29 protein-coding genes are annotated in these 26,847 nt (G+C 68.0%); 12 read left to right on the forward strand and 17 right to left on the reverse strand.

Annotation, left to right across the window (positions count from 1 at the left end):
- Window positions 1-33: 33 nt before the first annotated feature.
- Window positions 34-732, reverse strand: coding sequence for a hemerythrin domain-containing protein (locus NOV65_RS10590; protein ID WP_257306426.1), 699 nt, complete (start codon window positions 730-732; stop codon window positions 34-36).
- Window positions 733-789: 57 nt separating this feature from the next.
- On the opposite strand from NOV65_RS10590, the gene ybaK reads away from it, so the two are divergent.
- Complete coding sequence (ybaK, locus tag NOV65_RS10595) at window positions 790-1,272, forward strand: Cys-tRNA(Pro) deacylase (RefSeq protein WP_257306427.1); 483 nt, start codon at window positions 790-792, stop codon at window positions 1,270-1,272.
- Between the two features lie 27 nt (window positions 1,273-1,299).
- Complete coding sequence (locus NOV65_RS10600) at window positions 1,300-2,253, forward strand: aldo/keto reductase (protein WP_257306428.1); 954 nt, start codon at window positions 1,300-1,302, stop codon at window positions 2,251-2,253.
- A 4-nt stretch (window positions 2,254-2,257) separates the two neighbouring features.
- Here NOV65_RS10600 and NOV65_RS10605 read toward each other — a convergent pair whose 3' ends face one another.
- On the reverse strand, window positions 2,258-2,899 hold the full coding sequence (locus NOV65_RS10605) for a DUF4287 domain-containing protein (RefSeq protein WP_257306429.1): 642 nt from the start codon (window positions 2,897-2,899) through the stop codon (window positions 2,258-2,260).
- Between the two features lie 125 nt (window positions 2,900-3,024).
- Between NOV65_RS10605 and acs the strand changes: the two genes are divergently transcribed.
- Window positions 3,025-4,956, forward strand: a complete 1,932-nt coding sequence (gene acs / locus NOV65_RS10610; protein WP_257306430.1) for an acetate--CoA ligase — start codon at window positions 3,025-3,027, stop codon at window positions 4,954-4,956.
- Window positions 4,957-5,047: 91 nt separating this feature from the next.
- Here acs and NOV65_RS10615 read toward each other — a convergent pair whose 3' ends face one another.
- Together NOV65_RS10615 and NOV65_RS10620 are read right to left on the reverse strand one after the other, a co-directional pair.
- Window positions 5,048-5,842 carry a DUF5777 family beta-barrel protein gene (locus tag NOV65_RS10615; RefSeq protein WP_257306431.1) on the reverse strand — a complete coding sequence of 265 codons (795 nt, stop codon included), beginning with the start codon at window positions 5,840-5,842 and terminating at the stop codon, window positions 5,048-5,050.
- 19 nt (window positions 5,843-5,861) lie between these two features.
- Window positions 5,862-6,410, reverse strand: coding sequence for a QcrA and Rieske domain-containing protein (locus tag NOV65_RS10620; protein ID WP_257306432.1), 549 nt, complete (start codon window positions 6,408-6,410; stop codon window positions 5,862-5,864).
- 179 nt (window positions 6,411-6,589) lie between these two features.
- Between NOV65_RS10620 and NOV65_RS10625 the strand changes: the two genes are divergently transcribed.
- Window positions 6,590-7,066, forward strand: coding sequence for a DUF2231 domain-containing protein (locus NOV65_RS10625; protein ID WP_257306433.1), 477 nt, complete (start codon window positions 6,590-6,592; stop codon window positions 7,064-7,066).
- Window positions 7,067-7,091: 25 nt separating this feature from the next.
- Window positions 7,092-8,306 (forward strand): AmpG family muropeptide MFS transporter, encoded by a 1,215-nt coding sequence (locus NOV65_RS10630; protein WP_257306434.1) that lies wholly within the window; start codon window positions 7,092-7,094, stop codon window positions 8,304-8,306.
- Window position 8,307: 1 nt separating this feature from the next.
- On the opposite strand, the gene NOV65_RS10635 is transcribed toward NOV65_RS10630, so the two are convergent.
- Genes NOV65_RS10635 through NOV65_RS10645 form a run of 3 tightly spaced genes read right to left on the reverse strand, consistent with a single transcriptional unit; the run spans window position 8,308 to window position 10,595 of the window.
- Entirely contained in the window at window positions 8,308-8,772 is a 465-nt protein-coding gene (locus tag NOV65_RS10635) for a rhodanese-like domain-containing protein (protein ID WP_257306435.1), read from the reverse strand.
- 33 nt (window positions 8,773-8,805) lie between these two features.
- Window positions 8,806-9,786, reverse strand: a complete 981-nt coding sequence (locus NOV65_RS10640) for an RluA family pseudouridine synthase (protein ID WP_257306436.1) — start codon at window positions 9,784-9,786, stop codon at window positions 8,806-8,808.
- The gene (locus NOV65_RS10645) at window positions 9,783-10,595 is read right to left on the reverse strand and encodes a prolipoprotein diacylglyceryl transferase (protein ID WP_257306437.1); all 813 of its coding nucleotides are present in this window, start codon (window positions 10,593-10,595) and stop codon (window positions 9,783-9,785) included. Before NOV65_RS10645 ends, NOV65_RS10640 begins: the two co-directional genes overlap by 4 nt.
- A gap of 72 nt (window positions 10,596-10,667) precedes the next feature.
- Between NOV65_RS10645 and lpxD the strand changes: the two genes are divergently transcribed.
- A complete protein-coding gene (lpxD, locus tag NOV65_RS10650; protein ID WP_257306438.1) occupies window positions 10,668-11,657 on the forward strand; it encodes a UDP-3-O-(3-hydroxymyristoyl)glucosamine N-acyltransferase in 990 nt (329 codons plus the stop codon).
- Window positions 11,658-11,674: 17 nt separating this feature from the next.
- Here the strand turns inward: lpxD and NOV65_RS10655 are convergent, their stop codons facing one another.
- The 3 genes from NOV65_RS10655 to NOV65_RS10665 form a co-directional block, all read right to left on the reverse strand.
- Entirely contained in the window at window positions 11,675-12,523 is an 849-nt protein-coding gene (locus NOV65_RS10655; RefSeq protein ID WP_257306439.1) for an HDOD domain-containing protein, read from the reverse strand.
- A 72-nt stretch (window positions 12,524-12,595) separates the two neighbouring features.
- On the reverse strand, window positions 12,596-12,964 hold the full coding sequence (locus NOV65_RS10660; RefSeq protein WP_257306440.1) for a holo-ACP synthase: 369 nt from the start codon (window positions 12,962-12,964) through the stop codon (window positions 12,596-12,598).
- Window positions 12,964-13,446: a GNAT family N-acetyltransferase gene (locus NOV65_RS10665; RefSeq protein WP_425250856.1), complete on the reverse strand. Its 483-nt coding sequence runs from the start codon at window positions 13,444-13,446 to the stop codon at window positions 12,964-12,966. The genes NOV65_RS10660 and NOV65_RS10665 overlap by 1 nt, the downstream gene beginning before the upstream one ends.
- A 67-nt stretch (window positions 13,447-13,513) precedes the next feature.
- On the opposite strand from NOV65_RS10665, the gene NOV65_RS10670 reads away from it, so the two are divergent.
- Window positions 13,514-14,182: an HpcH/HpaI aldolase family protein gene (locus tag NOV65_RS10670; RefSeq protein ID WP_257306442.1), complete on the forward strand. Its 669-nt coding sequence runs from the start codon at window positions 13,514-13,516 to the stop codon at window positions 14,180-14,182.
- Between the two features lie 25 nt (window positions 14,183-14,207).
- On the opposite strand, the gene hrpB is transcribed toward NOV65_RS10670, so the two are convergent.
- Window positions 14,208-16,676, reverse strand: coding sequence for an ATP-dependent helicase HrpB (gene hrpB / locus NOV65_RS10675; RefSeq protein ID WP_257306443.1), 2,469 nt, complete (start codon window positions 16,674-16,676; stop codon window positions 14,208-14,210).
- The gene (locus NOV65_RS10680; protein ID WP_257306444.1) at window positions 16,667-17,665 is read right to left on the reverse strand and encodes a hypothetical protein; all 999 of its coding nucleotides are present in this window, start codon (window positions 17,663-17,665) and stop codon (window positions 16,667-16,669) included. The genes hrpB and NOV65_RS10680 overlap by 10 nt, the downstream gene beginning before the upstream one ends.
- Window positions 17,666-17,778: 113 nt before the next feature.
- On the opposite strand from NOV65_RS10680, the gene NOV65_RS10685 reads away from it, so the two are divergent.
- Window positions 17,779-18,747, forward strand: a complete 969-nt coding sequence (locus tag NOV65_RS10685; RefSeq protein ID WP_257306445.1) for a transketolase family protein — start codon at window positions 17,779-17,781, stop codon at window positions 18,745-18,747.
- The gene (locus NOV65_RS10690; protein WP_257306446.1) at window positions 18,747-19,049 is read left to right on the forward strand and encodes a PH domain-containing protein; all 303 of its coding nucleotides are present in this window, start codon (window positions 18,747-18,749) and stop codon (window positions 19,047-19,049) included. Before NOV65_RS10685 ends, NOV65_RS10690 begins: the two co-directional genes overlap by 1 nt.
- On the opposite strand, the gene NOV65_RS10695 is transcribed toward NOV65_RS10690, so the two are convergent.
- The 3 genes from NOV65_RS10695 to NOV65_RS10705 all read right to left on the reverse strand — a co-directional run bounded on the left by NOV65_RS10695 (window position 19,046) and on the right by NOV65_RS10705 (window position 20,990).
- Window positions 19,046-19,330 carry a hypothetical protein gene (locus tag NOV65_RS10695; RefSeq protein ID WP_257306447.1) on the reverse strand — a complete coding sequence of 95 codons (285 nt, stop codon included), beginning with the start codon at window positions 19,328-19,330 and terminating at the stop codon, window positions 19,046-19,048. The genes NOV65_RS10690 and NOV65_RS10695 overlap by 4 nt on opposite strands.
- A gap of 66 nt (window positions 19,331-19,396) precedes the next feature.
- A complete protein-coding gene (locus NOV65_RS10700) occupies window positions 19,397-20,185 on the reverse strand; it encodes an enoyl-CoA hydratase/isomerase family protein (protein WP_257306448.1) in 789 nt (262 codons plus the stop codon).
- Window positions 20,186-20,261: 76 nt separating this feature from the next.
- Entirely contained in the window at window positions 20,262-20,990 is a 729-nt protein-coding gene (locus NOV65_RS10705; RefSeq protein WP_257306449.1) for a gamma-glutamyl-gamma-aminobutyrate hydrolase family protein, read from the reverse strand.
- Window positions 20,991-21,088: 98 nt separating this feature from the next.
- Here NOV65_RS10705 and NOV65_RS10710 point away from each other — a divergent pair, with 98 nt between their 5' ends.
- From NOV65_RS10710 to NOV65_RS10720, 3 genes are all read left to right on the forward strand, one after another.
- A complete protein-coding gene (locus NOV65_RS10710; protein WP_257306450.1) occupies window positions 21,089-21,553 on the forward strand; it encodes a single-stranded DNA-binding protein in 465 nt (154 codons plus the stop codon).
- Window positions 21,554-21,748: 195 nt separating this feature from the next.
- On the forward strand, window positions 21,749-23,362 hold the full coding sequence (locus tag NOV65_RS10715) for an ATP-binding cassette domain-containing protein (RefSeq protein WP_257306451.1): 1,614 nt from the start codon (window positions 21,749-21,751) through the stop codon (window positions 23,360-23,362).
- A gap of 200 nt (window positions 23,363-23,562) precedes the next feature.
- Window positions 23,563-25,146, forward strand: a complete 1,584-nt coding sequence (locus NOV65_RS10720; protein WP_257306452.1) for a hybrid sensor histidine kinase/response regulator — start codon at window positions 23,563-23,565, stop codon at window positions 25,144-25,146.
- Here NOV65_RS10720 and NOV65_RS10725 read toward each other — a convergent pair.
- The gene (locus tag NOV65_RS10725) at window positions 25,143-25,880 is read right to left on the reverse strand and encodes a tRNA threonylcarbamoyladenosine dehydratase (RefSeq protein WP_257306453.1); all 738 of its coding nucleotides are present in this window, start codon (window positions 25,878-25,880) and stop codon (window positions 25,143-25,145) included. The two genes, NOV65_RS10720 and NOV65_RS10725, sit on opposite strands and share 4 nt — an antisense overlap.
- Entirely contained in the window at window positions 25,877-26,590 is a 714-nt protein-coding gene (locus NOV65_RS10730) for a TatD family hydrolase (RefSeq protein ID WP_257306454.1), read from the reverse strand. Before NOV65_RS10730 ends, NOV65_RS10725 begins: the two co-directional genes overlap by 4 nt.
- Window positions 26,591-26,847 lie beyond the last annotated feature (257 nt).

Here is a 26,847-nt window from a genome sequence, read left to right on the forward strand (position 1 = left end):
TTGCGCGGCCACACCCAACTTTGAAAACAAACCCTAACTCTCTTCGTAGCGGGCGGGGAGCAAGGCCAGTTCCCGGGACACATCGCCGACCAGCTGCCTTCGCTGTTCGTCCGGGAATTGATCGACCAGGGGGTAGATCCGCTCCTCCTCAAGGGTGTTGTGGGAGGCCAGACGACGGTGGACCGCCTCCAGCGCGGATCTGACCGTGGCCCATTCCACCTCGGCCCCTTCCAGGGCCTTCACGGTGCCCGCCAGGGTGGCCATGAAGAAGTCGTGGTCTTCACGCAGGGCCTGGAGGGTGGCCCCCAGGTCCGGCCGGGCCGCCGCGACGGCGGGGAAGAGCGCCTTGTGTTCGGCCCGGATGTGCACCGCCAGGCGCATCCAGATCCGGTCCAAGGCCCGATGGGCCTCGGCCTGGAGTCGCTGTTCCACGGCCGCCCGGGCTTCCCGGTACAGGTGATCGATCTCACGGTGATCCGCAGCCAGCTTGGCTGCGAGAGAATCCTGGGCTTCCTTCCGACCGTCGTTCATGGCTTCGATGATGTGCTCGGCCTTGCCTGATTCGAAGATCTTCTGCAGTTCCAGGAAAGTGGACCCCAGGGCGGAACCCTGGGCGCTCCGTCTGCGCCAGTAGATCCAGCCGCGGGCTTCCATCCAGAGCCCCAGGCGATCCAGGAGACCCAGGGCCACGAGGGCGAGGGCGATCGCGAGGAGGGGGTCGGGTGGCGTCATGGACACGAGGCCTCCAGCCGAGTCGTGGAATCATGGTGCCATGGCCGAGGTTCCGTCATGAGTCCCAAGGTTCCCTCCACCAATGCCACGCGGCTGCTCAAGCAGGTGGGCGTGGCCTACACCGAGCACCTCTACCGCTACGAGGACCACGGCGGCACGGCGGTCAGCGCCCGGGAGCTGGGCGTGGAGGAGCATGCCGTCATCAAGACCCTGGTGATGGAAGACGAAAAGGGCTCGCCCCTCATCATCCTCATGCACGGTGACCGCGAGGTGAGCACGAAGGAACTGGCCCGGCAGATCGGGGCCAAAGCAGTGCACCCCTGCAAGCCCGAGGTGGCCAACCGACACAGCGGCTACCTGGTGGGCGGCACCAGCCCCCTTGGCACCAAGAAACCCATGCCCGTCCATGCCGAGGCCAGCATCTTCGACCTGGATCGCATCTACCTCAATGGTGGCAGCCGGGGGTTCCTCGTGGGGCTCGATCCGAAGGATCTCGACCGCGTGCTGAAGGTGGCCCGCGTGAGTGTGGCGATACACTAGCGCCCCGGACCCAAGGAGAACCCTGCCATGAGCCACAAACGCCAGCTCGGCCGGACCGGGATCGCGATCTCACCGCTGGTCTTCGGCGGCAACGTGTTCGGCTGGACCGCCGACAAGCCCACTTCGTTCGCCCTGCTCGATCGCTTCGTCGGGGCCGGCTTCGAGACCGTCGACACCGCCGATGTGTACTCGGCCTGGAAACCCGGGAATAGCGGTGGGGAGTCGGAGACCCTCATCGGCGAGTGGATGCGCGCCCGTGGCAACCGGGACCGCATGGTCATCATCACCAAGGTCGGCATGCAGATGGCGCCCGACCGGAAAGGCTTGTCGGCGGCCTGGATCGAGCGGGCGGTGGAGGACTCTCTGCGCCGCCTCCAGACCGACCACATCGATGTCTACCTGTCCCACAAGTTCGACCCGGACACGCCGCACGAGGAGACCCTGGCGGCCTATCAGAAGCTGATCGAGGCGGGCAAAGTGCGGGCGATCGGAGCCTCGAACTTCGACGCGACCCAGTTGCACGCGGCCCTGGCGGCCGCCGAGGCCCATGGCCTGCCGCGTTACGAGGTGCTGCAGCCAGAGTACAACCTTTACGATCGTAATAATTACGATAACGAGCTGCGCAACCTCTGCATGGCCGAAGGGCTCGGTGTCATCACCTACTACAGCCTGGCCCGGGGCTTCCTCAGCGGCAAATACCGCGGCGTGGCGGACCTGGGGAAGAGCCCTCGCGGGGGTGGGATCAAGGGCTACCTCAACGAGCGTGGTTTCCGCATCCTCCAGGCGCTCGACGAGGTCGCCGCCCGGCTTGAGGCGAAGCCTGCGGAGGTCGCCCTGGCCTGGCTCATGGCCCGCCCGGAGGTCACCGCTCCCATCGCCAGCGCCACCTCGCTGGATCAGCTCGAAAGCATGATCCGGGCCGCTTCCCTGGCACTCGCGAGCGAGGATCTTGCCGCTCTGGATGCGGCGAGCCGGTACTAAGCGCTCACTCGTTCCGGTCCCGCAGGTAGGCCCGCTCCAGCCACTGCCGAACGAGCTCCAGGTCCGCCTGGGAGGTGACCTCCAGCTTGTGGGTGATGCGGTCCTTCTTCGCGAAGCCGCCGGTGTCCTTGAGGTGACCCCCGGAGTCCTTCACGGCGGCGGGATCACCCAGGGAAAGGCCCAGGTCCAGGCGAGAGGCGAAGGGCTTCACTTCGGCGAAGACGTGGTTCCGGTAGAAGGGCACGAGGGTTTCGCAAGGGCAGACCTTGACGTCCTCCCCCAGGCTTCGGGCCAGCGTGACGATGCGCTCGAAAAGGGGGCGCAGGGCAGCCTTTCTGCCGGCGTACTGGGCGTCCACATGGCCCGGGGCCGCGGCCAGGTAGCCCTCGGGAGTGTCGTCGAAGGCGTGGCCGGGGACGGCCTCGGCTCTCCGGGCGACCAGCCCGGCCTGATTGGTGCCCAGGCCCTGAATCTTGAGCCAAGCCTGGCAGGCCTTCCGATCCGGAGGGCCCTCGCTCTGGGCAAGGGCGACCCATTCCTCCAGGGTGCGCCCGGTCTTCGACTTGAGGTTGGCGAGGATGCCCTGGACGTAGGCCACGCTCGGATGCAGGTCATAGGGGTGGGTGGTGCTCGGGGGTCTGGACATGAGGAACTCCCCGGAAAGTGTACCTGTGATCCCCGTCATCCTTCGCAGACGCTGCGGCGGTCCCGTGCTACCTTCCCTCCCAACCAATCCAACCGATCCACCTCACCCCGTTCTCGGAGTCTTCCATGAGCGACGTGGAAATCAGCATCACCCAGCAGAAGACCATCCAGGCGCTGCAGAAGGGGGAGGCCCCCATCCCCATGCGGGGCTGGCTGGCCAAGCAGGCCGCCATCAACTACGAAGTGGAGCGGGCCCTGGCCGAAGACGATCCCGCGACCTTCTGGGGCGAGAAGGCCCGGGCCCTGGACTGGGCCGAGCCCTGGACGAAGGTCTTCGAGTTCAACGCGCCCAACCACGCCTGGTTCCTGGGCGGCAAGCTCAATGCCACCGTGAACTGCATCGACCGCCATGTGCACAGCGACCGGCGCAACAAGGCCGCCCTGCTGTGGGTGGGCGAGGACGGCGACGAGCGCTCCTACACCTACAACCGCCTCTACCGCGAGATGAACCGCTTCGCCAACACCCTCAAGCGCCTGGGCGTGAAGAAGGGCGACCGGGTCATCCTCTACATGCCCCTCACGCCGGAAGGCATCATCTCCATGTTGGCCTGCGCCCGCATCGGCGCCATCCACAGCGTGGTCTACGCAGGCATGGGCCAAGCTGCCCTGCGCACCCGCATCGAGGATGCCGGCGCCAAGGTCGTGGTCTGCTCCGATTTCACCTACCGGCGCGGCAAGGCCATCCCCCTGAAGCCCATTGTGGATGAGGCCGTGCGCGACCTGGCCTCCGTGGACCATGTCATCGTCCACCGGCGTGGCTCCCGGCCCGGCGATGCCCCCGTGACCTTCGCCAGCGAGCGCGAGAAGGACTTCTACGACATCCAGCAGGGGCGCGACATCCACTGCGAGCCCGAGATGGTGGATGCCGAACACCCCCTATTCATCCTCTACACCAGCGGAACGACCGGGAAACCGAAGGGCGTGGTGCATGCGACCGGCGGCTACCTGGTGGGCGTGAACTACCTGAGCAAGGCCTTCTACCAGATCCAGGAGCGCGACATCTACTGGAGCACCTCGGACATCGGCTGGATCGTGGGGCACAGCTTCATCGTCTACGGCCCCCTCAGCATCGGCGCCACGGTGCTCTGCCGCGAGGGCGCCCCGGACTACCCGAGCCCGGAGGTCACCTGGGAGATCTGCGAACGGTTCGGCGTGAACGTGATGTTCACGGCGCCCACGGCCGTCCGCATGTGGATGAGCCATGGCGCCGAGGCTCCCGGCAAGTTCGATCTGAGCAAGCTGCGCCTCCTGGCCTGTGCGGGCGAGCCGCTGAACCCCGAGGCCCACCGCTGGGCCCAGCAGCACCTGGTCGGCCAGGGGAACGGCCAGGTGGTGGACAACTGGTGGCAGACGGAAATCGCGGGGCCGGTGATCGGTACCTTGCCCACCTTCGAGGTCCGGCCCGGCAAGGCCGGCAAGGCCCTGCCCGGGGCCCAGCTGGCCGTGGTGAACAAGGACGGCTCCCCGGTTCCGGACGGCCAGGGCGGGCTGCTCGTCATCAAGTTCCCGCTCCCGTACATGCTGCGCACCGTGTGGAACGACCACAAGCGCTACGAGGACTACTGGAAGGAGATTCCGGGCTACTACACGGTCGGCGACGTGGCCGTGAAGGACGCGGACGGCTACTTCGCCGTGCTGGGTCGCTCGGATGACGTGCTGAACGTGGCGGGCCATCGCATCGGGACCTCCGATGTGGAGGGCTCGCTCATCCGCCATCCCGCCGTGGCCGAAAGCGCCGTGGTGGGCCTGCCCGATCCCATCAAGGGCGAACGCATCATGGCCTTCGTGGTGGTGCGGGCGGGGGTCGCCACGGGCCCGGGCCTCATCGCCAGCCTCAAGGATCACGTCCGCGAGGATCTGGGCGGCATCGCCATGCCCAGCGAGATCCAGATTCGCGCCAGCCTGCCCAAGACCCGCTCCGGCAAGATCGTCCGCCGCGCCCTCAAGGCCGAGGCGCTCGGACAGGATCCGGGGGATCTGAGCACGCTGGCCGATTGATGCTGTCCGGGGGTTCTGCGCTGCGCGCACACCCCCGGGCCCCCGCGCTCAGCTCGGCGGAGCCGCGCCTCGCTTCCACTCTCCCTAGGGGCTAGAAGACCCGTACCAGGTTGAAGCCCAGGGCCCACTGGCCCGGGGACCTCGGTCCACCGGCATAGTCGCCGCCCAGCACCTGATGGGCGGTGGTGCCCTGGACGTTGGTGGCGAGGAGGGTGAAGCGGTGGCCCTTGGTCTGGAAGCGGTAGCCCAGGGCGAAGCCCTGTTCGTAGGCAGAGGAGTCCAGGCGGGCAGGGCGTGGGTAGTACTCCGCGAGGATGGATTGGCCATCGAGGATCCGCCAGCGGACGCCCGCGCCGGCCGTGAAGAGGGCGCGGTCCTCCGTGGTGGTGCGGGAAAGCCAGGTGGGGACGAGGCTGAAGGTGACCGGCCCCGCCACGAATTCCACGGGGAGCTGCAGGGCCGCACCGGTCACGCCCACGGTTCCGAAGGTGTAGGTGGCGCGCTTGATCGTTTCATCGAAACGCTCGCCGCGGATCGCCATGCGGACGTGCGGGCCGTCCAGGAGCTGTTCCTGGAGGGCGAGGATCACGGTCTTGCCATCCGAGGTGCGGTACACCTGGGCGTTGAGGCCCGGCACCGCGGCGATGCCGAGATCAAAGCCCAGACCCGCGAAGTTGCCGCCATCCAGGCCGTAGAAGTCCTTCGAGTTCCCACGGGCCGGTTCGGCGAACCGGTGGGTGAAGCGGATGGCGGGCTGCCATCCCTGGAGATGGTCGGCGGTGGGCAGGTTCAGCCCCAGGGGCAGTTCCGAGTCCTGGCCCAGCAGGGGGGCGGACAGGAGGAGGGGCAGGAGGAAGGAGGACGGGGCGATCGGTCGGAGGGGCATGGGCGATCCGGGCCGGCGGTCAGGTGAGCCGCGTGGTGGCGGAGACGGGCTTGGAGGGGTCGATCACGAGCACTCCGCCGGGCGTGGATTCGCTCACCTGGTAGTGCTGGAGGACCGACCCGACCGGGGCCGGCCCGACGGTCACGGTGCCGTTGAGGTCGTACTGACTGCCGTGGCAGGGGCAGCCGAAGCCAGTCTGCGTCGTGTTGAGTCGCCCCCCCTGGTGCAGGCAGCTGGCATTGAAGGCATAGATGCCGGCGCTGTCCCGGACCAGGTAGTAGCCCTGGGCGGCCCCCAGGATCAGGGGGCAGGCACCGGAGGCGGTGGTGGTGTAGTCCCGCACGGTCCCGGAGGGCTGACCCAGCATGCTGGTCTTGGTTTCGGACGTGGTGACCGGGCTGGGCGGGGGTGGGGGCGGAGGGGGTGCCGGATTGGAGTACCCCCCGCCGCCGCCGCCACAGGAGACGGCGGCGGCCGCCGCGGCCACGGCGAGGGCGCAGGCGCAGAACTCCCGGCGGTCGAGACCGCTGGACGTACCGGTGGGTGTGGCTGGTTCGGGTTGAGACATGGGACCTCCCTGGGGCGGGGCCGCAGCGATGGCGGGGTGGCTTGGGGATGAGGATGCGGTGCCCCCCGGGGAGGTCCCAGATCCGGATGGCAGAAACCGGCCCCTCCGGTCTGGCGTTCCACCGGGAGGCTGGCGCATCCTTTGGGCAGATCCCGTGGGCGTTTTTCCAGGAGCTCCTCGTGCCTCCCTTCAATCACCTTCATCCCGCCATCGTGCATTTCCCCATCGCGCTGCTGGCGACGGCTCCGCTCCTCTTCCTGCTGGGAGCTCTCTGGCCGGCCCAGCGGCGGGGGATCCACACCGCCGCGCTGCTCCTGCTGCTGCTGGGGCTGCTGGGAGGGCTGCTGGCGCTGGCCACCGGCGACGCGGCGGAGAACCTCGCGCACCGGACACCGGAACTGAGGGTCGCCCTGAATGCCCACGAGTTGTCGGCCCAGTGGACCATGGCCATCTTCGGGCTCCTGACCGCGGCATGGCTTGTCTACCTGGGGGCATCCCGGTTCCTCCACCGGGAGCCTTCGCCGCGCCTGGCCCGCAGCCTCTTCATCCTCTGGCTGCTGGTGAGTGGCCTGGGGGTCGCCGCGCTGCTTCGCACGGGCCACCTGGGGGGCCACATGGTCCACGATCTGCACACCCACGGGGGCGAGGCACCCTGAGCGGCCCTCCGGTTAGGCTGGTGGGATGAAGCCCCGTCAGCTCACCACGCTCATCCTCCTCGGCTTTGCCTCGGGGCTTCCGCTTTTCCTCACGGGCTCGACGCTGAAGGCCTGGATGACGGACGAGGGGCTGAGTCTGGCCACCATCGGGCTCTTCAGCTTCGTGACGCTGCCCTACAGCCTGAAGGTGCTCTGGGCGCCCTTCCTGGATCGCTTTGCGTTGCCGGGCCTGGGGCGCCGTCGGGGCTGGATGCTGCTCATGCAACTGGGCATGGCTCTGGCCCTGGGTCTGCTGGCCGTCACGCAGCCGAACCTGGATCTCATGCGGGTGGTGATCCTGGCCCTGGCCGTGGCCGTCACCAGCGCCACCTTCGACATCGCCGTGGACGCCTGGCGGGCCGAGGCCCTGGATCAGAAGCACCTGGGCCTGGGCAACAGCATCCACATCGCCGCCTATCGCGTGGCCATGCTGGTGAGCGGCGGCTTGGCCATGATCCTGGCCCAGGTCTTCAGCTGGCGCGCCACGTACCTGGGCATGGCCGGTCTCACGCTGTTGGGCACCCTCGGGACCTGGCTGGCCATGAACACGGATGGCGTGGCTCGAGCACCCCGCACACTTCAGGAGGCCGTCTCGGGCCCCCTGAAGGATCTGCTTCAGCGCAAGGGCATTGGCTATCTCCTGGCCTTCGCCGTCTTCTACAAGCTGGGGGACTGGCTGGCGGAAGCCATGACCATGCCCTTCCTCATGCGGGGCATCGGCTTCACGAAGATGCAGATCGGCACCGTGCAGAAGACCACCGCCATGGTGGCCATCATTCTGGGCGGCCTGCTCGGAGGGTGGATGCTCATGCGCATGAGTCTGCGCAAAGCGCTCTGGATCTGCGGGTTCGTGCAGGCGGGCAGCATCCTGGGCTTCTGGGCCATCTCGATGCTGGGCCGGCACCTGCCCCTGCTGGTGGCCGCCAACACGCTGGAGAACCTGGCGTACGGCATGGGCGGCAGTGCGCTCGTGGCGCTGCTCATGGGTAGCTGCAACCGCTCGTACACCGGCACCCAGTACGCCCTCTTCAGCGCCCTGACAGCCCTGCCCCGGACAGTCTTCGGGGGGCTCACGGGCTTCATGGCGGAATCCTACGGCTGGAAACTCTACTTCCCCGTCTGCGCCGCGGCGGCCATCCCCGGCCTGCTCCTCCTGCTACTGTGGGACCGCTGGGGGCTGACGGAGACGGACGGGGCCTGAACTACTTCACGAGCGGCCGGCTTTCCCCACGCCAGGCGCGCATGCCGCCCTTGAGGACGTAGACCCAGTCGAAGCCCCGGGCCAGGAGCTGGCGCAGGGCGCGGTGGGAGAGGGCATCGGTTTCGTCCACCAGGACGAGCGCGCGCTTGGCCTTGGGATCCGGGGCCGCGAAGCGTCGGGTGAGTTCCGCGAAGGGGACATGGAGGCAGCCCCGGATGTGACCCTGGCGAAAGGCCTCATCCTCCCGCAGGTCCACCAGCAGCACGCCAGGACCCTGCAGGAGTTCCTCGACCTGGAGGGGATCCAGGACGGGCCGCCCCTTCCCGCGACGCCAGGAGCGGAGTCGGGGCAGGGCCACCGCGAACATCAGGAGGAGGCAGAGGGCGGCAAAGACCAGGCCGGGCAGGAAGGGATAGGTCTCCATCCAGCCTCTCAGCGTCGTCAGGGCTTGTGCGATGGCTGACATGGCTTCCCCCGGTACGGGGATGATGCGCCCGCCTCAGATCCTCGGCAAGCCCAGGGCCTCGGCCAGGGCCAGGAAGGCCTCGGGAATGGGCGCCTCCGCGTCGATCCGGGCACCCGTCACGGGGTGGTCCACCGACAGTTTCCAGGCATGGAGGGCCGGATGGGGCAGCAGCAGGGCACCGCCATCCACATCCTTCCAGCGCCCAGGCCCGCCGTAGAGGGGATCACCCATGAGCGGAGCCCGCAGGTGGGCCAGGTGCACGCGGATCTGATGGGTGCGGCCCGTGAGCAGCTCGCATTCCACCAGGGCCACGCTCGTGGTGCGGGCCAACACGCGGATGCGGGTCTGGGCGGGGCGTCCGCCATCGGCCACCACCATGCGCAGGCGGTCCCGCTTGTGGCGGGCGATGGGCTCGTCAATGAGGAGGCTGCCCAGCTGGGGCAGCTTGGGGGAATGGCGCACCAGGGCCAGGTAGCGCTTCTCCACGGTGCGGGCCTTGAACTGGTCCTGGATGGCGCGCTGGGCCTCGGCGGTCTTGGCGAGGCAGAGGCAGCCGGTGGTGTAGCGGTCGAGCCGGTGCACGAGGCCGGGCCACCCGGAGGCCAATTCCTCGGCGTCCTCCACATCCTCGCCATCGGCCTCGAGGACCAGCGGCGTCTTGAGGCGGTGCAGCAGGGCGTTCACGATGGTGCCGCCGGCATGGCCGGGACCCGGGTGCACCACCATGCCCGCGGGCTTGTCCACGATCCAGAGGTGGGCGTCCTCGAACAGAGTGGGCAGGTCGATGGCCTCGGCTTCCAGGTGGGCGGCAGGGACGGCGATCACCGGCAACTCCGTCTCCACCACATCGCCCGGCCGTAGTTTCACGCCACCCTTGGACACCGGCTGTCCATTCACCTTCACCGCTCCCGTGCGGACGTGGCTATCCCAGCGGGCACGAGGCACTTCAGGAAACCGGTCGGCCAGGAAGCGGTCCAGTCGGGGGGCGCCATCCTCGGCGACGATTTGGGTCACTTCGACTCCTTGCGACGGTTCCAGAACAACCAAAGGCCCAGGCCCAGCATCAAGAAGGCGATCCCGGTGAGGCGGCCCGTGCTGAGCCACACCCAGCCCAGCCAGCCCGTGCCGCGATCCACGTCGCCCCGCCAGGTTTCCGTGATGACCCGGCCAAGGCCCTCCGCCAGGAAATAGAGGGCGAAGACCTGGCCATGGAACGAGCGCTTGCCGCGGGCCACCAGCAGGACTGCCATCACGGTGAGGTTGGCGAGGGAATTGTAGAGCTGCACGGGGTGCAGGGGGATGCCCAGGGGCGTGCTGCTGAAGGCCTGGGCCAGCGGATTCGTGAAGGTGGCGGCCCAGGGCAGGTGGGTCTCCGTGCCGTAGCAGCAGCCGGCAGAGAAGCAGCCCAGGCGGCCGATGGCCTGGCCCAGGGCCACGCCGGGCACCAGGGCATCGCCCGTGAGGCGGAGGGGCAGGCCCTGACCCTTGCGGAGCTTCCAGAAGAAGGTGGCGGTGGCGGCGATGATGCCGCCATGGATGGCGCCGCCGGCCCGCAGGGTCGAGAGGGTGAAGATATCCCGGAAGGCCATGGCGCCTTCCTGGCCGGCGGGTGTGAAGAGACCCACCAGGATCATCAGGAGCTTGGAACCCAGGATCGCCGCGATGAGCACGGCGATGGCCAGGTCGGTGATGGCGGCGGGGTTCAGGGCGTCCAGCTTCGCCTGTCGCTTGGCCAGGGCCGTGCCCGCGAAGAACGCGATGGCCAGCAACAGTCCGTAGGTGCCGAGGGGGAAGGACCCGATGTCAAAAAGAACTGGATGCATGGCGGAATCCGAACGGATGACTGGAAACTGAAGACTGAAGGCTGAAGACTGAAGATTGACGAGGAGGATGCCATGCCGATCATCACAGCCCGGGATTTGGCGGAACGTCTGGGCGGCAACCTCGAGCATTGTCCCCCGGAACGCCCCATTTCCGAAGTGAAGCCCCTGGAAGAGGCCGGCGCGGGCTCCGTATCCTTCCTGGCCAATCCGAAATATGCCGCGAAGGCCAAGGAAAGTGCCGCGGGTCTGATCTTCGTGGACGCGACGGCCGACATGGGCGAGCACCCCGTGCTGAGGGTGAAGCATCCCTACTGGGCCTTCGCCCAAGCCATCGGCTGGCTCCACCCCGAACCGGCCCCCGAGTGGGGCGATCGTCCCGTGCATCCCACGGCGGTGATCGGGGCGGACTGCCGCATCGCCCCGGGCGCCACAGTGGGGGCCCGCACCGTGCTGGGGAAGGGCTGCGTGGTGCATCCGGGCGTCCATGTGGGCGATGACTGCGTGCTGGGCGAGGGCTGCGAGCTGTTTTCCGGCACCGTGCTCTACCGCCGCACGCGGCTGGGGAACCGGGTGGCCATCCACGCCAACTCTGTGGTGGGCAGCGACGGTTACGGCTACGTACTGGTGGAGGGCCGCCACGCCAAGATTCCCCAGGTGGGTTGGGTGGAGGTGGGTGACGACGTGGAGATCGGCGCCTGCGTGTGCATCGACCGGGGCGTGCTGGGCCCCACGCGCATCGGCCTGGGCACTAAGATCGACAACCAGGTGCAGGTGGGTCACAACGTGCAGGTGGGGAACCACTGCCTGCTGGTGAGCCAGACGGGCATCAGCGGCTCTACGAAGCTGGGCGACTACGTGACCCTGGCCGGCAAGGTGGGCGTGGTGGGCCACATCGAGATCGGCAGCCGCAGTGTGGTGGGCGGCAACAGCGTGGTGGCCAAGAGCCTGCCCGAAGGCAGCTTCGTGACGGGCTTCCCGGCCCGCCCTCACCGCGAATGGACCGAGGCCCAGGCCGCCCTGAACCGCCTGCCGCGGCTCATGAAGCAGCTGCGGAAGGGCTGAGCCCCTTCCTGGTGGCCTCAGAACTCCGCGATCATGGTCTGGTCCCGCTCAAGGGTGGTGCGGATATCCGCCTTGAGGCTGGCCAAGGCTCCGGAGTCGAGGGTGAGGATGTCCATGGCCTGCCGGGAGGCGTCTTCCAGGCGTGAAGGATCCCCGAGGCCCACCTTCTGTTCCAAGGCCAGGTGGTTGGCCAGGGCCACCACGGCGGCCAGCCTGCGGTGATCCCTGCCCGCGCGGTGGGGCTCGTGATGCCAGCGCAAGGCGGCCTGAAGACAGGGGGCCAGGTTCCATTGGATGGCCAGTGCCTCGCCGACCATGGCGTGATCGAACCCGAAGGCCTCCAACTCCAGGTCGAGGCAGGCGCCCTGCTCCTCGTGGACCAGGCGTAGCAGGGGGCCATAGCGCTCGGGGAACTTGGCACCCAGGACGGATTTCCCGATGTCGTGGAGCAACCCGCCGACGAAGGCCTCCTCTGCCAGAGCGAGACCGAGCCGTTCGGCGAAGGCACGGCTCGCCATGGCCGCCACCAGGGCGTGCTCCCAGAGCAGCCGCTCCTGGGGGCCCACGGCGCCGCGGTGGTAGAGGTTCCGGGCGGAACTGGCGATGACCACGCTCTTGAGCGCAGACACGCCCAGGGTGGTGATGGCCTGGGTCAGCGTGGTCACTTCGCGCATCATGCCGAAGGCGGTGGAGTTCGAAATCCTGAGCACCTGACTGGCAAGGGCCTGGTCCATGGCGATAACCTGGTGGAAATCCCCGGCGGTGGCCGCCGGATCCATGGCGAGGCGTAATACCTGGGTCGCCACTTTTGGGAGGGGCGGCAGGTCGCCGAGGTTCGCAATAAGCTCGTGAGGGGTGATGGGCATGGTCGGCTCCTCGCCGCTCAGGTGCTGCTTCGAACCTCGGTCCGGTATGGGAACGGTGGCCGTTCCGCCCGGTCAGTCCTCCACGATGACCACGGCCATGGCGAGATCCCCGTCATGGCTCACGCTGCCGTGGAGCTTGCGGATGCCGCGGGCCGCGAGCAGATCCACCAGGACGCCTACGGCCCACAGGCGCCCATTCACGAAGCGCAACTCCTTCCAGGACCAGCCGTCCAAGCCCGTGCCCAGGGCCTTGCCGAAGGCTTCCCGCAGGGCCCAGCGCCCCGCCAGCCGTTCTGGCAACCGTTCCCGGTTGCCCGCCAGCAGGTAGGCCGCTTCCTCCGGATGGAGAATCCGCCCCGCGCACTTCTCGGCCCCGAACCGCTCGACCAGGTGCCGCCAGCGAGAGGGCGGGCAGATGTCGGTACCGAGGCCAAGGATCATCAGAGCTCCCGCGCGAACCAGTGGTCGCAGCCGCCGTGGCCCGTACGGCCCAGGGGCGCGCAGAGGGGCTGGAAGCCCACCTTGCCATAGAGCTTCAGGGCCTGGTCCATGCCGGTGAGGGTCTCCAGGTAGCAGGTGCGGTAGCCCAGATCCTTCGCCACCTTGAGGCAGTGGCGCAGCAGGGTCTCGCCCATGCCCTGGCCGCGGGCCTCGGACAGGAAGTACATCTTCCGCAGCTCGCAGGTGCCCGGATCGCCGCCCTCGAGCGCTGCGACGCCACCCCCGCCGACGAGGCGCCCGGCCGCATCCACCACCACGAAATAGGCCGCCCCCGGGGCCGAGTAGGCCCGGCTCATGTGATCCACCTCGGGATCGTGGATGGCGAAGCCCGGGCCATCCGCCCCGAATTCCGGCATGACGGTCCGGATGATGGCCGCCATCGCGGCGTCGTCCTCGGGCTGGATGGGGCGGAAGGTCAGCATGGGTCTAAGGTAGCCCAAACCATCGCCCGGGGAGGCGCCCGGGTTCATGCTGTCAGAGAGGTGCGTCATGGCTTCGTCCGCATTCCGCGATCGTCTCCGCGCCGGGGAGCGCCTGCTGGGCACCCTGGTGCAGATCCCCCGCCCTGAGGTGTCCCTCCGCCTGGCCGGCCAGGGCTTCGACTGGCTCTTCCTGGATGGCGAGCATGGCGGCTTCGGCCCGGCGGAGACCTCGCGGACGCTGGCATCCCTGAAGGGGGCCGTGCCCTGCCTGTTGCGGGTCCCATCTCAGGATCCCGAGGTGCTCGGTGACGCGGCCGCCTGCGGCGCGGATGGCCTCATCGTGCCCCACGTGGACACCGCGGCCCAGGCCGAGGCGATCGTGAAGGCGGTCCACGGCCGGGGTCTGGTGGTGGTGCAGGCGGAATCCGCCGAAGCCGCCACGAACATCGGTGCCATCGCCCGCGTGCCGGGCGTAGACGCCATCTTTGTGGGCCCCTACGACCTGAGCGCCAGCCTGGGAATCTCCGAGCAGTTCAGCCATCCGGCCTTCCTGGAGGCCGTGGCCTCCATCGCCCGAACCTGCCACGAAGCTTCGATGCCCCTAGGCATCTTCCGCATGACCGCGGCCGAGATCCGGACCCACGAGGAGGACGGCTTCACGCTGCTGGCCACCGGTCTGGACGGAACCTTGCTGGAGGCCGGTGCGCGGGCGATGCTGGCGGAACTGCGGGGATAGTCTGGACTCCGGACCGAACCTCTGATTACTCCGGCCAATGATGCTTGGGATACCGCCGGGATAGGCCCGGACGCAGATCCTTGTAGACCCGCTGCCAGAAGCCGGCGAGGTCAGTGGTGACTTGGAGTGCGCGCATGTTGGGGGCCAGCAGGTGCAGCACCAGGGGCACAGCCCCGCCCGCCACGGCGGGCGTCTTCTTCAGGCCCCAGAAATCCTGGAGCCGCGAGGCGATCCAGGGCGGGTCGTCCTCGTAGTGGACCCTGGTGGGCCGGCCCTTGGGGAGCTGGATGGCCTCCGGCGCCCAGGCGTCCAGCAGGCGCAGGGTTTCGGCGGGGAAGGCCTGGCGGAGGGCTCCGGGCCAGTCCACATCCTGCACCTCGCGCAGGGTCGTGCGGCCCGCGCAGGCGCCCGCGAGCAGCGGGCCCAGCAGATCCTCCGGCAGGTCCAGCTCCGGCCGGTGCTTCCGCAGGAACGAGAGGCGGGCCAGGTACCGCGCGGGGACTTCCTCCAGGGGCCGTTCCCTCAGGGCCTGGGCCAGCAGGCCCGCCACGCGCGGGTCCGCAGGGTCCGCGGGGCCTCGGCTGCTGTCGATGGCCAGCCCCTCGAAGCGGATCTCGGAGCGCCGCTCCACGCGGCCCGCCGAAGCGTTGAACAGCACTTCGTCCACGTCTTCCAGGCGCTCGGGGAAGGCCTCCAGCAGCCAGTCGGCCTCACAGCGGGAGGCTAGCCGGATGAGCGTCTGACCGCCGGTGCCCTGCTTCACGGCCTCGGCTTCCAGGGCCAGGATCAGGCCCGGCCGCCGCACCCGGCTGGCGGGATCCAGCTTGGCGCCCCCGCCGCCCGCAAAGGCGCAGGTGCCGTTGGCCGAGAGCTGTCCCACGCGATCCGGGTAGGCCTGGAGCAGGGCTTTGAGCAGGCGGGTTTCAGCCTCCGCCGGTTCGGCAGGCGAAGGTAGGAGGCGTGACAGGGACTGCGCGGCCCGCTTGGCCCGGTGCACGGCGGCGGCATCCAGACCGGCGGCCCGGCAGGCCCCGGCACTGAAGCCCGCGGCCTCGGCCTCCTCGAACTGGTCCAGGCGCAGCAGCAGGTCCGAGTCCGCACCATGACCCGTCTTCACCGGCATCCGGTCCAGGCCCTGGCGGGCGGACAGGCTGCCGGTCTCCAGCAGGGCGGCAGCTCGCAGCGATAGTTGTGGGATGCCGAGGTCCTGGCCTGCGATGGCCAGGCGGGCTAGGCGCGGGTGGAGGGGCAGGTCGGCCATGCGCCGACCCACGGGCGTGAGGGCGCCGTCCGCCAGGGCACCGAGGCGCGTGAGCAGGGCTTCGGCGGCGGCCGTGGCGGCTTCCGGCGGCGCCTCGAACCAGTCCAGGGCACCGGGCTCGGTGATACCCATGCCATGCAGCGAAAGCAGTGGCTCCGCCAGGTCCGAACGCTGCAGTTCAGGCGTGTCGAAGGCGGGCCGGGCTCCGAAGTCAGCCTCGGTGTAGAGGCGCAGGCAGCGCCCTGGTCCCGTGCGGCCCGCGCGGCCTGTGCGCTGCGTGCAGCGGGCCTGGCTGATGCGGACCGTGCGCAGGCCCGAGAGGCCCGACCAGGGCGAGTGCGAGGCCTCGCGCCCCAGGCCCGAATCCACCACGGCACCGATGTCATCCAGGGTCACGGAGCTTTCTGCCACGTTGGTGCTGAGGATGACCTTGGGGGCGGTGCTGCTTTCCAGCGCATGGGCCTGGGCATCAGGTGACAGCTCGCCGTGCAGGGGCCGGAGGCTCAGCCCTCGCCGCGCCGCCACGGCTTCGCAGCCCTTCAGGCAGGCACGGATCTCCGCGGCGCCCGGCAGGAACACGAGCGTGTGGTTCTTCAGTCCCTCGCCGTAGAGGCGGTCCAGGGCGTCGACCACCTGCTGCTCGATGGGCCGGTCGTCGGGGCGGGGGAGGAACGCGGTATCCACGGGAAAGGCGCGGCCCTCGCTCCGGATGACCGGGGCGTTGAGGTAGGTCGCCACGGGGCCGGGATCAAGCGTGGCCGACATGACCAGCAGCTTCAGATCCGGGCGCGATGAATGCTGGAGGCGGCGCAACAGCGTGATGCCCAGGTCTGTGTGCAGGTGCCGCTCGTGGAATTCGTCCAGCACCACGGCGGCGATGCCGCGCAACTGCGGGTCGCCGTGCAGGCGCCGCAGCAGCAGGCCCTCGGTGACGAAGCGCAGGCGCGTGGCCTTCGACACCTTCTGCTCGAAGCGCACGGCGTAACCCGCCCGCTGGCCCAGGGGTTCCTCCAACTCGTCGGCCACGCGGGTAGCGGCCAGGCGCGCGGCGAGGCGGCGGGGCTCCAGGATCCAGCACTCACCGTCCCCCAGCAGGCCCGTCTCCAGCAGGGCAGGGGGCACCCGCGTGGTCTTGCCGGCGCCAGGGTCGGCCTGGAGCACCAGGTTTGGGTGCCTGCGCAGGCTTTCCGCGATCTGCGGCAGCAGGGAGTCGATGGGAAGGCTCAGGCGCAAGAGCTCTCCAGGCTCGCGAGGAAGGCGGCAGGATCGTCCATGGAGACCGCCAGCCGATCCGTGGGTCGTCCGGGGCCAAGCAGACCCCGTACGGCTACAGGGGAGGCCAGGCGCAGCTCCAGCACGGGGGCGCCCGCGGCCACGAGCTTCTGCACGCCCTTCATGTGGCGGTGGCGGGCCCAGTCGTCGTCGAACTCGGGAAGGGGGGCGGCACTGCGGACCTGCCCCCTGGGTACCACCACGGACTTCAGCAAACCCAGGCGCAGGTGGAGCTGGCCATCCACGATCTGGTGGGGCCGGGCCTTCAGCGTGGCGTAGAAGCCGAACATCCAGAGCACGGCGTAGACCGTGGACCCGTGGAGCGTCCAGCGCATCCAGGGGGCCATCCGGGGGAAGAGGGCATGGATCAGGAGCATGTCCGCGGGGATGAGCAGGGGCAGGGCCGGCAGCAAGCTCCGCAGAGCCGACTCCCGGTGGTGGCTGAGGCCTGTGGGCGCCAGATCGCGAAAACCGCCGCAGAGGAAGCGCAGGGCGCTGCCGAGCATGACCAGCTCCAGGGCCATGAGCCGGGCAGCCCGGGGCGGCACGAACGCCTCGAACGCCAGGGCGAGGCGCTCCTCGGGCCAGGCTCCCGGAACGCCTTTCGTTCCCTTCCAGACCTTCAGCGCGAGCCCCAGCAGCAGGATCTCCAGCACCAGCGCGGTACCCAGGCGAATTCTGCCCGCCAGTGCGGAGGCCGGTGTCACGAGAAGTCCCAATCCTTCGGCCACCAGCACGGCCGGCAGCAGGATCCGGGTCCCGGGGAGGTGCCCCCGCCGCCAGTCCAGGACCATGACCCCCATCCGCAGGGTCAGGAGGCCCAGCAAGGTGGCGCTGATGGCCGGCAGGGCCGGGTGGCCCGGCCTCAGGAAACGCAGGGTCGCCCCGGTCGCAGCCAGGATGAAAGCGGGGCCCCAGATCAGGGCAGGGGAGCGGAGGCGCAGAGCCATCCTTCCAGCCTACGGTGTTCCCCTGGATTTCGCGGGGTGCAGCGTGGATTCATAGACGGGTGCCGGACCGCGGCGGCGCCTCGCGTAGAATGGATCCTTCGATGGGAGTTGGCATGGCAGGCATGGAGACGGCGGGTGTGGGCGGCAAGGCGGGTGTCGTGATGGACAGCCTGCGGGACGCCTACGGGGACACCCTGGTGGAGTTGGGGAATGAGGGTGCCAACCTCGTCGTCTTCGACGCAGATCTGGCGGGGTCCACGCGCACCAGCAAGTTCGCCAAGGCCTTCCCGGAGCGCTTCTTCAACATGGGCGCCGCCGAGCAGGGCATGGTGGCCGCCGCCGCCGGGGCCAGCACCACGGGCGTGGTGCCCTTCGTGAGCACCTTCGCCATGTTCGCCACAGGTCGCGCCTACGAATTCGTGCGCCAGGCCGTGGGCGTGGGCCACCAGAACGTGAAGATCGTGGCCACCCACGCGGGCCTCACCGTGGGCGAGGACGGCGGCACCCACCAGTGCCTGGAGGACCTGGCCCTCATGCGGATGATCCCCGGGATGACGGTGATCTCGCCCGCCGACGGCATCGAAACGAAGCAGGTGATCCGTGCGGCCTACGCCCACAAGGGCCCGGTCTACGTCCGCCTCACCCGCGACAAGTTCCCCCGCATCCACGCGGAGGACTACCGCTTCCAGATCGGCAAGGCCGTGATAATGCGCCCCGGCACGGACGTGCTGCTGGTGGGTTGCGGCCTGGGCACCTCCATCTGCCTTGCGGCGGCGGAGCTGCTGGCCGCCGAGGGCATCGAGGCCACGGTGCTGCACTGCCCCACGATCAAGCCCTTCGACCGCGAAACGCTGCTGAGGCTGGCGAAGGCCCACCGGGCCGTCGTCACCTGCGAGGAGCACCAGGCCCACGGCGGCCTGGGCGGCGTGGTGGCGGAGATTCTTTCGGAGGCCCATCCCATGCCCCTGCGCCGGGTGGGCGTGCAGGACCAGTTCGGCCAGAGCGGCAAGCCCGAGAAGCTTCTGGAGGCCTACGGCGTCACGCCCAAGGCCGTGGCCGCCGCCGCGAAGGGGGCCCTCTGATGGCCACAGAGACCTTCCACGCCAGCCGCTGGACCCAGGGCAACCACCTGTTCACCACGGTCATCGAGGTCACGGACACCGCCGTGATCCGCCGCAAGCGGTCCTGGTTCACGGTGAACGAGATCAGCATCCACCTGTCGAAGGTGGCCAGCGTCCGCATCGAGACCGGCCTGCTCTGGTCCGACATCACGGTCGAAAGCACCGGCGGCAGCGACCCCCTGGCCAGCCACGGCCACACCAAGGCCGACGCCCGCCGCATCAAGGAACTCATCGAGGCCGCCCAGAGCCGGGGGATGCGTTAGCCCTTCGCAGTGCCTGCCAGTTTCGCCGCGACTTTCTTGAGGTCTTCTTCGGGCGAGAGGTGGTGCCGCACTTCCAGCCCACCCTGCTTCAGGGCCACACAGATCCGCCCGAAGGGGCAGTTCTGCAGGCAGGATTCACGGACGATCTGGAGCCCCTGAAGCCGCTTGCGGCTGAGGAGCAGCTGGGTGAGGCAGGTCAGGGCCTCGGTCATGGCCTTGCCGCGCCGGGGACTCCGGAGGGCCTGGCGTTCGCAATCGGCACAGATGGTGAGAACGGGCATAGAAATAAAAATTGCACACAATGCCGACACAAGCCAAGCAGATCCTTGAGCCGGCGGGCCCTTCTCTCAGGCAAACATGGGCGCGCGCTTCTCGAAGAAGGCGGCCAGTCCCTCCTTGGCGTCGGGATGCCGCATGGCGGCCTTCATCTGGCCGCCTTCTGCCTCTAGACGGGCGCGGAGGCTCTCGGTGTCCAATCCCTGGTTGCGCAGCAGGGTGGCCTTGATGCGGGCGAAGGTCTCAGAAGGCCCGGCCGCCAGGCGCTGGGCCAGGGCTTCCACGATGGCCTCCAGCTGATCGCCGGGCGCGATGCGGTTCACGAGGCCCAGGGCCTGGGCACGGGCGGCATCGAGGGTATCGCCGGTCATCATCAATTCCGCGGCGAGGGCGGGATTCACCAGGCGCGACAGCATGACGCTGCCACCCCAGTCCGGGTGCAGGCCGATCTTCACGAAGGCCATGCTGAACGCGGCCTCGGGGGTGGCGATGCGCAGGTCCGCGCAGAGCGCCAGGCTCATGCCTGCGCCCGCGGCGGGGCCCTGCACCACGGCCACCACAGGCTTGGGCAGGGTGGCGAGGCCATGGGCCACGGCGGCGCCCAGGTCGAGCAGGGATTCCAGATCGGCCCAGCGGCCCTCGGAGAGCGCCTTCGAGATCCACCCGAGGTCGCCGCCCGCACAGAAGGCCCTCCCCGCGCCGCGCAGGAACAGCGCCTTCACGTTGGGTTCCGCCGCCTTCGCCAGGGCCTCCTCGAAGCCTTCCTTCATCTCGGGCACCAGCGCGTTCAGCTTGTCCGGCCGGTCCAGCGTCAGCGTGGCGATGCGATCGCGGATCTCGAAACGGATGGGAGAGGACATGGAGACTCCAGGGAGTTAGCCACGGATGAACACAGATGAACGCGGATAAAAAACTACCATCTGTGTTCATCCGTGTTCATCTGTGGCCAATCGCTTCCACAAAGGCGGAAAACAGGTCGCGCGCGGCGTCGCCGGCGGGGCCCTTGAGGCCCACGAGGTTCTCGGGGTGCCACTGGACCCCGAAGACCCAGCGGGCGGCATCGGTGGCCTCCACGGCCTCGACGAGGGGGCCGGTGATGGGGTGGGCTGTGTCCAGATGCCAGCCCACGGCAACCAGGGGTGGTGCCACGCGCCTCACCGCCTGGTGGTGGCGGCTGTTCACGAGGAAGACATCCTCGCCCAACAGGGCGCGCAGGCGGGAGGCCGGGGCCAGCTGCACCCGGTGGTGCATGTCCGGAACCTCGGGCGTGCCGTGCTGATGCCGTGACGGCTCGCAGCCGTAGTGGTCCGGCACGTCCTGGATCATGCTGCCGCCGAGGGCCACGTTGAGGATCTGCTCGCCGCGGCAGATGCCGAGGATGGGCAGGTTGCGCTCCCAGGCCGCCCGGATGAGCGGGATCTCGAAGCCATCGCGACCCTCATCCACTTCGGCCTTGGGATGCACGGCCTCGGCCTCGTCCCAATGGCGGGGATGGATGTCGTCGCCCCCGGTGAGGAGGAAGCCCGCGACACCCCCCAGGTCGGGGTGAGGGTCGCCGGGAGCCACCAGCTGGATGGTTCCGGCCCAGCCGGCCGCCTTCAAGGCGGGAAGGTAATGCTTCTCGGCGCCGGACTTGTTCTTGCAGCTCACCAGAATGCTTGACACGGGAAGGCCTCAAGAGAATCGTGATTACCCTACCACCCCCTCAGATGGTCTGAGTCGACGGTGAGGCGGAGAGCTCCGCCGATACAAAGGAGGACATCATGTCCGGTTCATTGAACAAAGTGCTGCTCATCGGGAACTTGGGGCGCGATCCCGAGCTGAAATCGACCCCCTCGGGCCAGAGCGTCGCCCGCTTCTCCGTGGCCACCACGGAGACCTGGAAGAACCAGGCCGGTGAGAAGCAGAGCAAGACGGAATGGCACAACATCGTCGTGTGGGGCAAGCAGGCCGAGATCGCCGAGAAGTACCTGCGCAAGGGCAAGCAGGTGATGGTGGAAGGCCGCATCCAGTACCGCGAATACACCGGCCAGGACGGCGTGAAGAAGACCGCCTGCGACATCCGCTGCGACAACTTCGTCATGCTGGGCCGCATGGAGGACGGTGGCGGCCGCGATTCCGGTGGTTACGGCGGCAAGGCGACGGGTGGCGGTTCCCAGGACTTCGAGGATCATGGCGCCCCCAGCCCCGCGGGCAGCGGCTTCCCGGATGACGACATTCCGTTCTGATGGGTGATGTCCCGCCGATGGCCTCGGCACCATTACAAAACGGCGCCCATGCGGGCGCCGTTTTGTAGCTGGGGAAAGATCCGTCCGGCAGCGAAGCCGCCGTAACTCCAAACGGGGCCCGGCAGGGCGCCATTTGGAGCTAGGTGCTCGGAGAAACAGGATTCTTCCCGTACAATGGTCGGTTCGGGAGTTTCCATGCTTGCAGTGCAGAACGTCACCATGCGCTATGGCGCGAAGATCCTCTTTGAGGACGTCACCACGACCTTCAACCCTGGCCGCCGCTACGGCCTGACGGGGCCGAACGGGTCGGGGAAGTCCACGTTCATGAAGATCCTCGCGGGCGAATTGGAACAGCAGATGGGGAACGTGATCCGCCCCCGCAAGATGGGCATCCTCCGCCAGGACCAGTTCGCCTTCGATCAGTTCCGGGTCATCGACACGGTGATCATGGGTAACGCGGGCCTCTGGAAGGCGCTGCAGGAGCGGGACGCCATCTACGAGAAGGCGGAGATGACGGACGAGGACGGCATGCGCGTGGCCGAGCTCGAAGGCGTGGTGGCCGACGAGGATGGCTACACGGCTGAAGCGGATGCGGCCGTCCTGCTGGATGGCCTCGGCATCCCCGAGTCCCTGCACGGGCGCAAGATGGGCGAGTTGCAGGGTGGCCAGAAGGTGCGCGTGCTGCTGTCCCAAGCCCTCTTCGGCAATCCTCAGGCCCTGCTGCTGGACGAGCCCACCAACCACCTGGATCTGGATTCCATCCACTGGCTGGAGGAATTCCTCATCCGCTACAAGGGCACGGTGGTGGTCATCTCCCACGATCGCCATTTCCTGAACAATGTCTGCACGCACATCGCCGACATCGACTACCAGACGATCATCCAGTACACCGGCGGTTACGACGACATGGTCATGGCCAAGATCCAGGTGCGGTCGCGCATCGAGTCGGACAACGCGCAGCGCGAAAAGAAGATCGCCCAGCTGAACGAGTTCATCCAGCGCTTCGCGGCCGGCACTCGCAGCAGCCAGGTGAACAGCCGCCGCAAGGAAGTGGAGCGCCTCCAGCCCAGCGACCTGGCCCGCAGCAACATCCAGCGGCCCTTCATCAAGTTCAGCCAGGCGAAGCCTGGGGGCCGCTACGCGCTGGAATTCGAAGGCGTGAAGAAGGGCTACGATACAGACAAGGGCCGTCTCGAGGTCATCAAGGGTTTTTCCGCCATGGTGCAGCGGGGCGAGAAGGTGGCCCTCATGGGCCGCAACGGCATCGGCAAGACCACGCTGCTGAATGCGCTGCTTGCCAACGCCCCCCAGGTCACCGAACTGGGGCTGAAGCTGGACGCGGGCGAGGTGAAGTGGGGCCACGAGGCCAACGTGGGCTACTTCTCCCAGGATTTCGCGGAGAGCATTCCCAAGGGCTACGAGCTGGTGACCTGGCTGCACCAGTTCGACCCCGACGCCACCAAGGAGCAGATCCGCGGCGTCATGGGCCAGATGCTCTTCCGGGGCGAGGAAGGCAACAAGATGACGGATGTGCTCAGCGGCGGCGAGTCCTGCCGCCTGCTTTTCTGCAAGCTGATGCTGCAGAAGCCCAACATCCTGGTGCTGGACGAACCCACCAACCATCTGGATCTGGAAGCCGTCATCGCCCTGAACGATGCGCTGCAGCGATATGAAGGCACCATCCTCCTGGTGACCCACGATGAGGACATCATCGACGAGGTGGCCACTCGCATCTGGCACCTCACCGACGACGGCATCGAGGATTTCCAGGGCACTTACGCGGAGTACGGCGCGCCACTGGGACGCTGACCCTAGCCATCTGATTTCGGGAAGGGACCGCAGGGCCCCGGCCGGGGTGTGTCTGGTCGAAACCCCGTCTTGAAGGCAGGCCCTAGTGCTTTGGGCCTAACTTGCCTAGTTGTGAGGGGTACCTATACTGAGTCTTGTTCTGCGTGATCCCTAATCTGGAAAGAAGGCCATTTGTGACGCTTCGGCAGGGAAACAAGGGCATGTCCCCGGAGGAAGGCAGCGGAACCGGGCTGTCCGGCCGGTCAGGTTCGCGGCTGGCCCGCCTTCTCCGGGAGTTGGAGGACTTCAAACGCGCCTTGGACGAGCACGCCATCGTGGCGGTCACGGACGCCCGGGGGCGAATCACCTACGTGAACGAGAAGTTCTGCGCCATCTCCAAGTACTCCCGCGAGGAGCTGCTGGGCCAGGATCACCGGATCATCAACTCGGGGCACCACCCCAAGGCCTTCATGACGCGCCTATGGGCGACGATCCTGGTGGGGAATGTCTGGAAGGGTGAGATCAAGAACCGCGCGAAGGACGGGAGCCACTACTGGGTGGACACCACCATCGTCCCCTTCCTGGATGAGAGTGGGCGGCCTGTGCAGTTCGTGGCCATCCGGGCGGACATCACCCAGCGGAAGGAGGCAGAGGAGGCCCTGCGCCAGTCCCAGAAGCTGGAGAGTCTCGGCGTCCTGTCCGGCGGCATCGCCCACGACTTCAACAACCTGCTCACCACCATCCTGGGCAACGCGAACCTGGGGGCGATGAAGCTCCCGCCGGAGAGCCCGGCCCTGCCCTATCTCCACCAGATCGAGCAGGCCACGCTGAGGGCCGCGGACCTGACCCGGCAGCTGCTGGCCTATGCGGGGAAGGGTCATCTGCAGGTCATCGAGGTGGATCTGAACCGTCTGGTGGTGGAGATGACCCAGCTCCTCACCGTATCCATCTCCAAGAAGGCGATGGTGCGGTATGACCTGGCTCCCGGGCTGCCGCACATTTCCGCAGATCCTTCGCAGATGCAGCAGCTCGTCATGAACCTGGTCACCAATGCCTCCGAGGCCATCGGGGACGAGGTCAGCGGTCTCATCACGATCCGGACCGGCCTCCAGGCGGTGGACGAGGCCTACAACGGCGGCCTGCTGCCCGCCCTGCCGCTCGCCGCCGGGAGCTACGTGACCCTGGAGGTGAGCGACACCGGCTGCGGCATGGCGCCGGAAGTACGGGACCGGATCTTCGATCCCTTCTTCACCACCAAGTTCACGGGGCGGGGATTGGGTCTCTCCGCCATGCTGGGCATCCTGCGGAGCCATCACGGCAGCCTCAAGGTCTACAGCGAGCCAGGCCGGGGCTCCGTCTTCAAGCTGTTCCTTCCGGCCCTGCTCCCCGCGAACGAGACACCCCTGCTGCCGCCGAGGGAGGCGGGCTGGCATGGCCGGGGCATCCTCCTGGTGGTCGACGACGAGCCCGGCGCCCGGGGGGTGGCCCGGAATCTGGCCGAGAACCTGGGCTTCCAGGTTCTGGAGGCCGCGGATGGCCAGGAGGCCGTTGGCCTGTTCGAGCTGCGCCACCGGGAGATCACCGCGGTGCTGATGGACCTGACCATGCCCCATCTGGATGGGCGGCAGGCCTTCCTCCGGATGCATGCGGTGGATCCGAGTGTCCCCGTGGTGCTCACCAGCGGCTACAGCGAACAGGATGTTCTAGCGGATTTCCTGGGGCGCGGATTGGCCGGTTTCCTCGCGAAGCCCTACCAGAGCGGGCAGTTCCAGACCGTGCTGCGACAGGCCGTGGAAGGGGACTAGACAGAGGGTTGCAGTAGCAGCCGCAGGACTTCTTCGGCCACCTTCAGCCCCACGATGGCGGGCATGTACGAGATGGTGCCCACGGGGCGACGCTGGCGCCCGGGACCGCGGTGGGGTTCGATGTCGATGGGGTTCGCAGGGCGCTTGTTGTCGGCGGGCTCCAGCGAATAGACGCAGCGGATGCCCCGAGTGATGCCCACCTTGCGCAGCTCCTTCCGCACGCGGGCAGCCAGGGGGCACAGGCGCGTGTCGCCCAGGTCGCCGACACAGAGCTGGCTGCTGTCCGTGCGGCCGCCGGCGCCCATGGCCGAGATGATCGGCAGGCCCTGCTCGTGCGCCGTGCGCATGAGAGCCACCTTGCAGGTCATCGAGTCGATGGCATCGATCATCACGTCGGGCCGTGGCGTGAGCAGGTCCGGTAGCGTGTCCGTGTGGATGAAGGTCACGCGGGGCTCTACGTCGCAGTCGGGATTGATATCCCGCACACGAGCGGCGGCCACCTCGGCCTTGGGCTGGCCGATGGTGGAGCGCAGGGCGAAGAGCTGGCGGTTGAGGTTGCTGGGGCCCACCACGTCATGGTCCACCAGACGCAGGTGCCCCACGCCGGCGCGGGCCAGGGCCTCCACGGCGAAGGAGCCCACGCCACCCAGGCCGAAAATGGTGACGCGGGAGGCGCGCAACCGCTCCAGTGCCGCTTCTCCAAGCAGCAGCTCACTGCGGGAATACCACCTCATGCCATCAGCTCCTGGAAACACCGACCGCCATTGTCCCAGATCAGGAACTCCAGCTCGGGCACGGAGATGCCACGGAGCGTGGCGGCAGCCGCGATCACACGCTCGAACTCCGCCGTGCCGTCGGTCTCCAGGAGCAGGTGGTTGTTGGTCACGGATCGCAGGGATTCCCGCACGCCCGGACGCTCGGGGTTCAGGAGGTCGCCGGAGAACGACAGGAAGACACCCATGGCCTGCAGTTCCCGAGCCGTTTCCGGGCTTCCCGAGTAGGCGTGGACGAGGGCTCCGGCCGGTGGCACGCCTTCCTCGCGCAGGACGTCCAGCAGAAGACCCCAGGCCTTGACGATGTGCATCGCGACAGGCCGCCGCAGGAGGTGAGCCAGGCGCAGTTGGGTGCGGAAAGCCTCCTCCTGCCTTTCCCGATCCGCGTTTTTCCGCGAAAAATCGAGACCACACTCCCCTACGCCAGCTGGGTCGGAGCGGAGCAGGGATTCCAGTCGGGAAGCCCAGCCTGTGGCGGCCTCCACGACGAACCAGGGGTGGAGGCCGAGCATCGGGAGGACCTGATCATGGGAGGCCGCGTGGGCCAGGACGGCCCTCCAGTCGGCTTCGCAGGTCCCGCAGACGACCCGACGATGATCCCCGTGTGGCGTCATTTCCTCCAGTGCGCCGACCTTCGGCAGGTGGCTGTGGGCATTGAAGAGGGGGGGCATGGGGCTCGCTCGTGGGGGGATCAGGGGATCCGGAAGCACTTCTCCCATGATAGATGCAGGCATCGATCTTGGGATGGAATGATATGCCCGCATCCGTGGGACAGGCCTGATAATCGATTGTCAAAAACAGGTCAGAAAATGCCCTCTCCTTTCGGGTTCAAACTTGACCTCGGAGTGCAGATATTTGAGGCGGAGGGCGATCTCCTCCCCGTGGATGAGTCTGAGGAGTTGCGCTCAGGGGCTGAGACCGGGTTCCG

The organism is Geothrix campi, assembly GCF_024609265.1.
Classification (GTDB): domain Bacteria; phylum Acidobacteriota; class Holophagae; order Holophagales; family Holophagaceae; genus Geothrix; species Geothrix campi.

Bases quoted from the DNA above. Each gene is read 5' to 3' on its own strand.
- NOV65_RS10590 (WP_257306426.1), bottom strand. From the start codon at position 732: ATGACGCCACCCGACCCCCTCCTCGCGATCGCCCTCGCCCTCGTGGCC.
- ybaK (WP_257306427.1), top strand. From the start codon at position 790: ATGAGTCCCAAGGTTCCCTCCACCAATGCCACGCGGCTGCTCAAGCAG.
- NOV65_RS10600 (WP_257306428.1), top strand. From the start codon at position 1,300: ATGAGCCACAAACGCCAGCTCGGCCGGACCGGGATCGCGATCTCACCG.
- NOV65_RS10605 (WP_257306429.1), bottom strand. From the start codon at position 2,899: ATGTCCAGACCCCCGAGCACCACCCACCCCTATGACCTGCATCCGAGC.
- acs (WP_257306430.1), top strand. From the start codon at position 3,025: ATGAGCGACGTGGAAATCAGCATCACCCAGCAGAAGACCATCCAGGCG.
- NOV65_RS10615 (WP_257306431.1), bottom strand. From the start codon at position 5,842: ATGCCCCTCCGACCGATCGCCCCGTCCTCCTTCCTCCTGCCCCTCCTC.
- NOV65_RS10620 (WP_257306432.1), bottom strand. From the start codon at position 6,410: ATGTCTCAACCCGAACCAGCCACACCCACCGGTACGTCCAGCGGTCTC.
- NOV65_RS10630 (WP_257306434.1), top strand. From the start codon at position 7,092: ATGAAGCCCCGTCAGCTCACCACGCTCATCCTCCTCGGCTTTGCCTCG.
- NOV65_RS10635 (WP_257306435.1), bottom strand. From the start codon at position 8,772: ATGTCAGCCATCGCACAAGCCCTGACGACGCTGAGAGGCTGGATGGAG.
- NOV65_RS10645 (WP_257306437.1), bottom strand. From the start codon at position 10,595: ATGCATCCAGTTCTTTTTGACATCGGGTCCTTCCCCCTCGGCACCTAC.
- lpxD (WP_257306438.1), top strand. From the start codon at position 10,668: ATGCCGATCATCACAGCCCGGGATTTGGCGGAACGTCTGGGCGGCAAC.
- NOV65_RS10655 (WP_257306439.1), bottom strand. From the start codon at position 12,523: ATGCCCATCACCCCTCACGAGCTTATTGCGAACCTCGGCGACCTGCCG.
- NOV65_RS10660 (WP_257306440.1), bottom strand. From the start codon at position 12,964: ATGATCCTTGGCCTCGGTACCGACATCTGCCCGCCCTCTCGCTGGCGG.
- NOV65_RS10665 (WP_425250856.1), bottom strand. From the start codon at position 13,446: ATGCTGACCTTCCGCCCCATCCAGCCCGAGGACGACGCCGCGATGGCG.
- NOV65_RS10670 (WP_257306442.1), top strand. From the start codon at position 13,514: ATGGCTTCGTCCGCATTCCGCGATCGTCTCCGCGCCGGGGAGCGCCTG.
- NOV65_RS10680 (WP_257306444.1), bottom strand. From the start codon at position 17,665: ATGGCTCTGCGCCTCCGCTCCCCTGCCCTGATCTGGGGCCCCGCTTTC.
- NOV65_RS10685 (WP_257306445.1), top strand. From the start codon at position 17,779: ATGGCAGGCATGGAGACGGCGGGTGTGGGCGGCAAGGCGGGTGTCGTG.
- NOV65_RS10690 (WP_257306446.1), top strand. From the start codon at position 18,747: ATGGCCACAGAGACCTTCCACGCCAGCCGCTGGACCCAGGGCAACCAC.
- NOV65_RS10695 (WP_257306447.1), bottom strand. From the start codon at position 19,330: ATGCCCGTTCTCACCATCTGTGCCGATTGCGAACGCCAGGCCCTCCGG.
- NOV65_RS10700 (WP_257306448.1), bottom strand. From the start codon at position 20,185: ATGTCCTCTCCCATCCGTTTCGAGATCCGCGATCGCATCGCCACGCTG.
- NOV65_RS10710 (WP_257306450.1), top strand. From the start codon at position 21,089: ATGTCCGGTTCATTGAACAAAGTGCTGCTCATCGGGAACTTGGGGCGC.
- NOV65_RS10715 (WP_257306451.1), top strand. From the start codon at position 21,749: ATGCTTGCAGTGCAGAACGTCACCATGCGCTATGGCGCGAAGATCCTC.
- NOV65_RS10720 (WP_257306452.1), top strand. From the start codon at position 23,563: ATGTCCCCGGAGGAAGGCAGCGGAACCGGGCTGTCCGGCCGGTCAGGT.
- NOV65_RS10725 (WP_257306453.1), bottom strand. From the start codon at position 25,880: ATGAGGTGGTATTCCCGCAGTGAGCTGCTGCTTGGAGAAGCGGCACTG.
- NOV65_RS10730 (WP_257306454.1), bottom strand. From the start codon at position 26,590: ATGCCCCCCCTCTTCAATGCCCACAGCCACCTGCCGAAGGTCGGCGCA.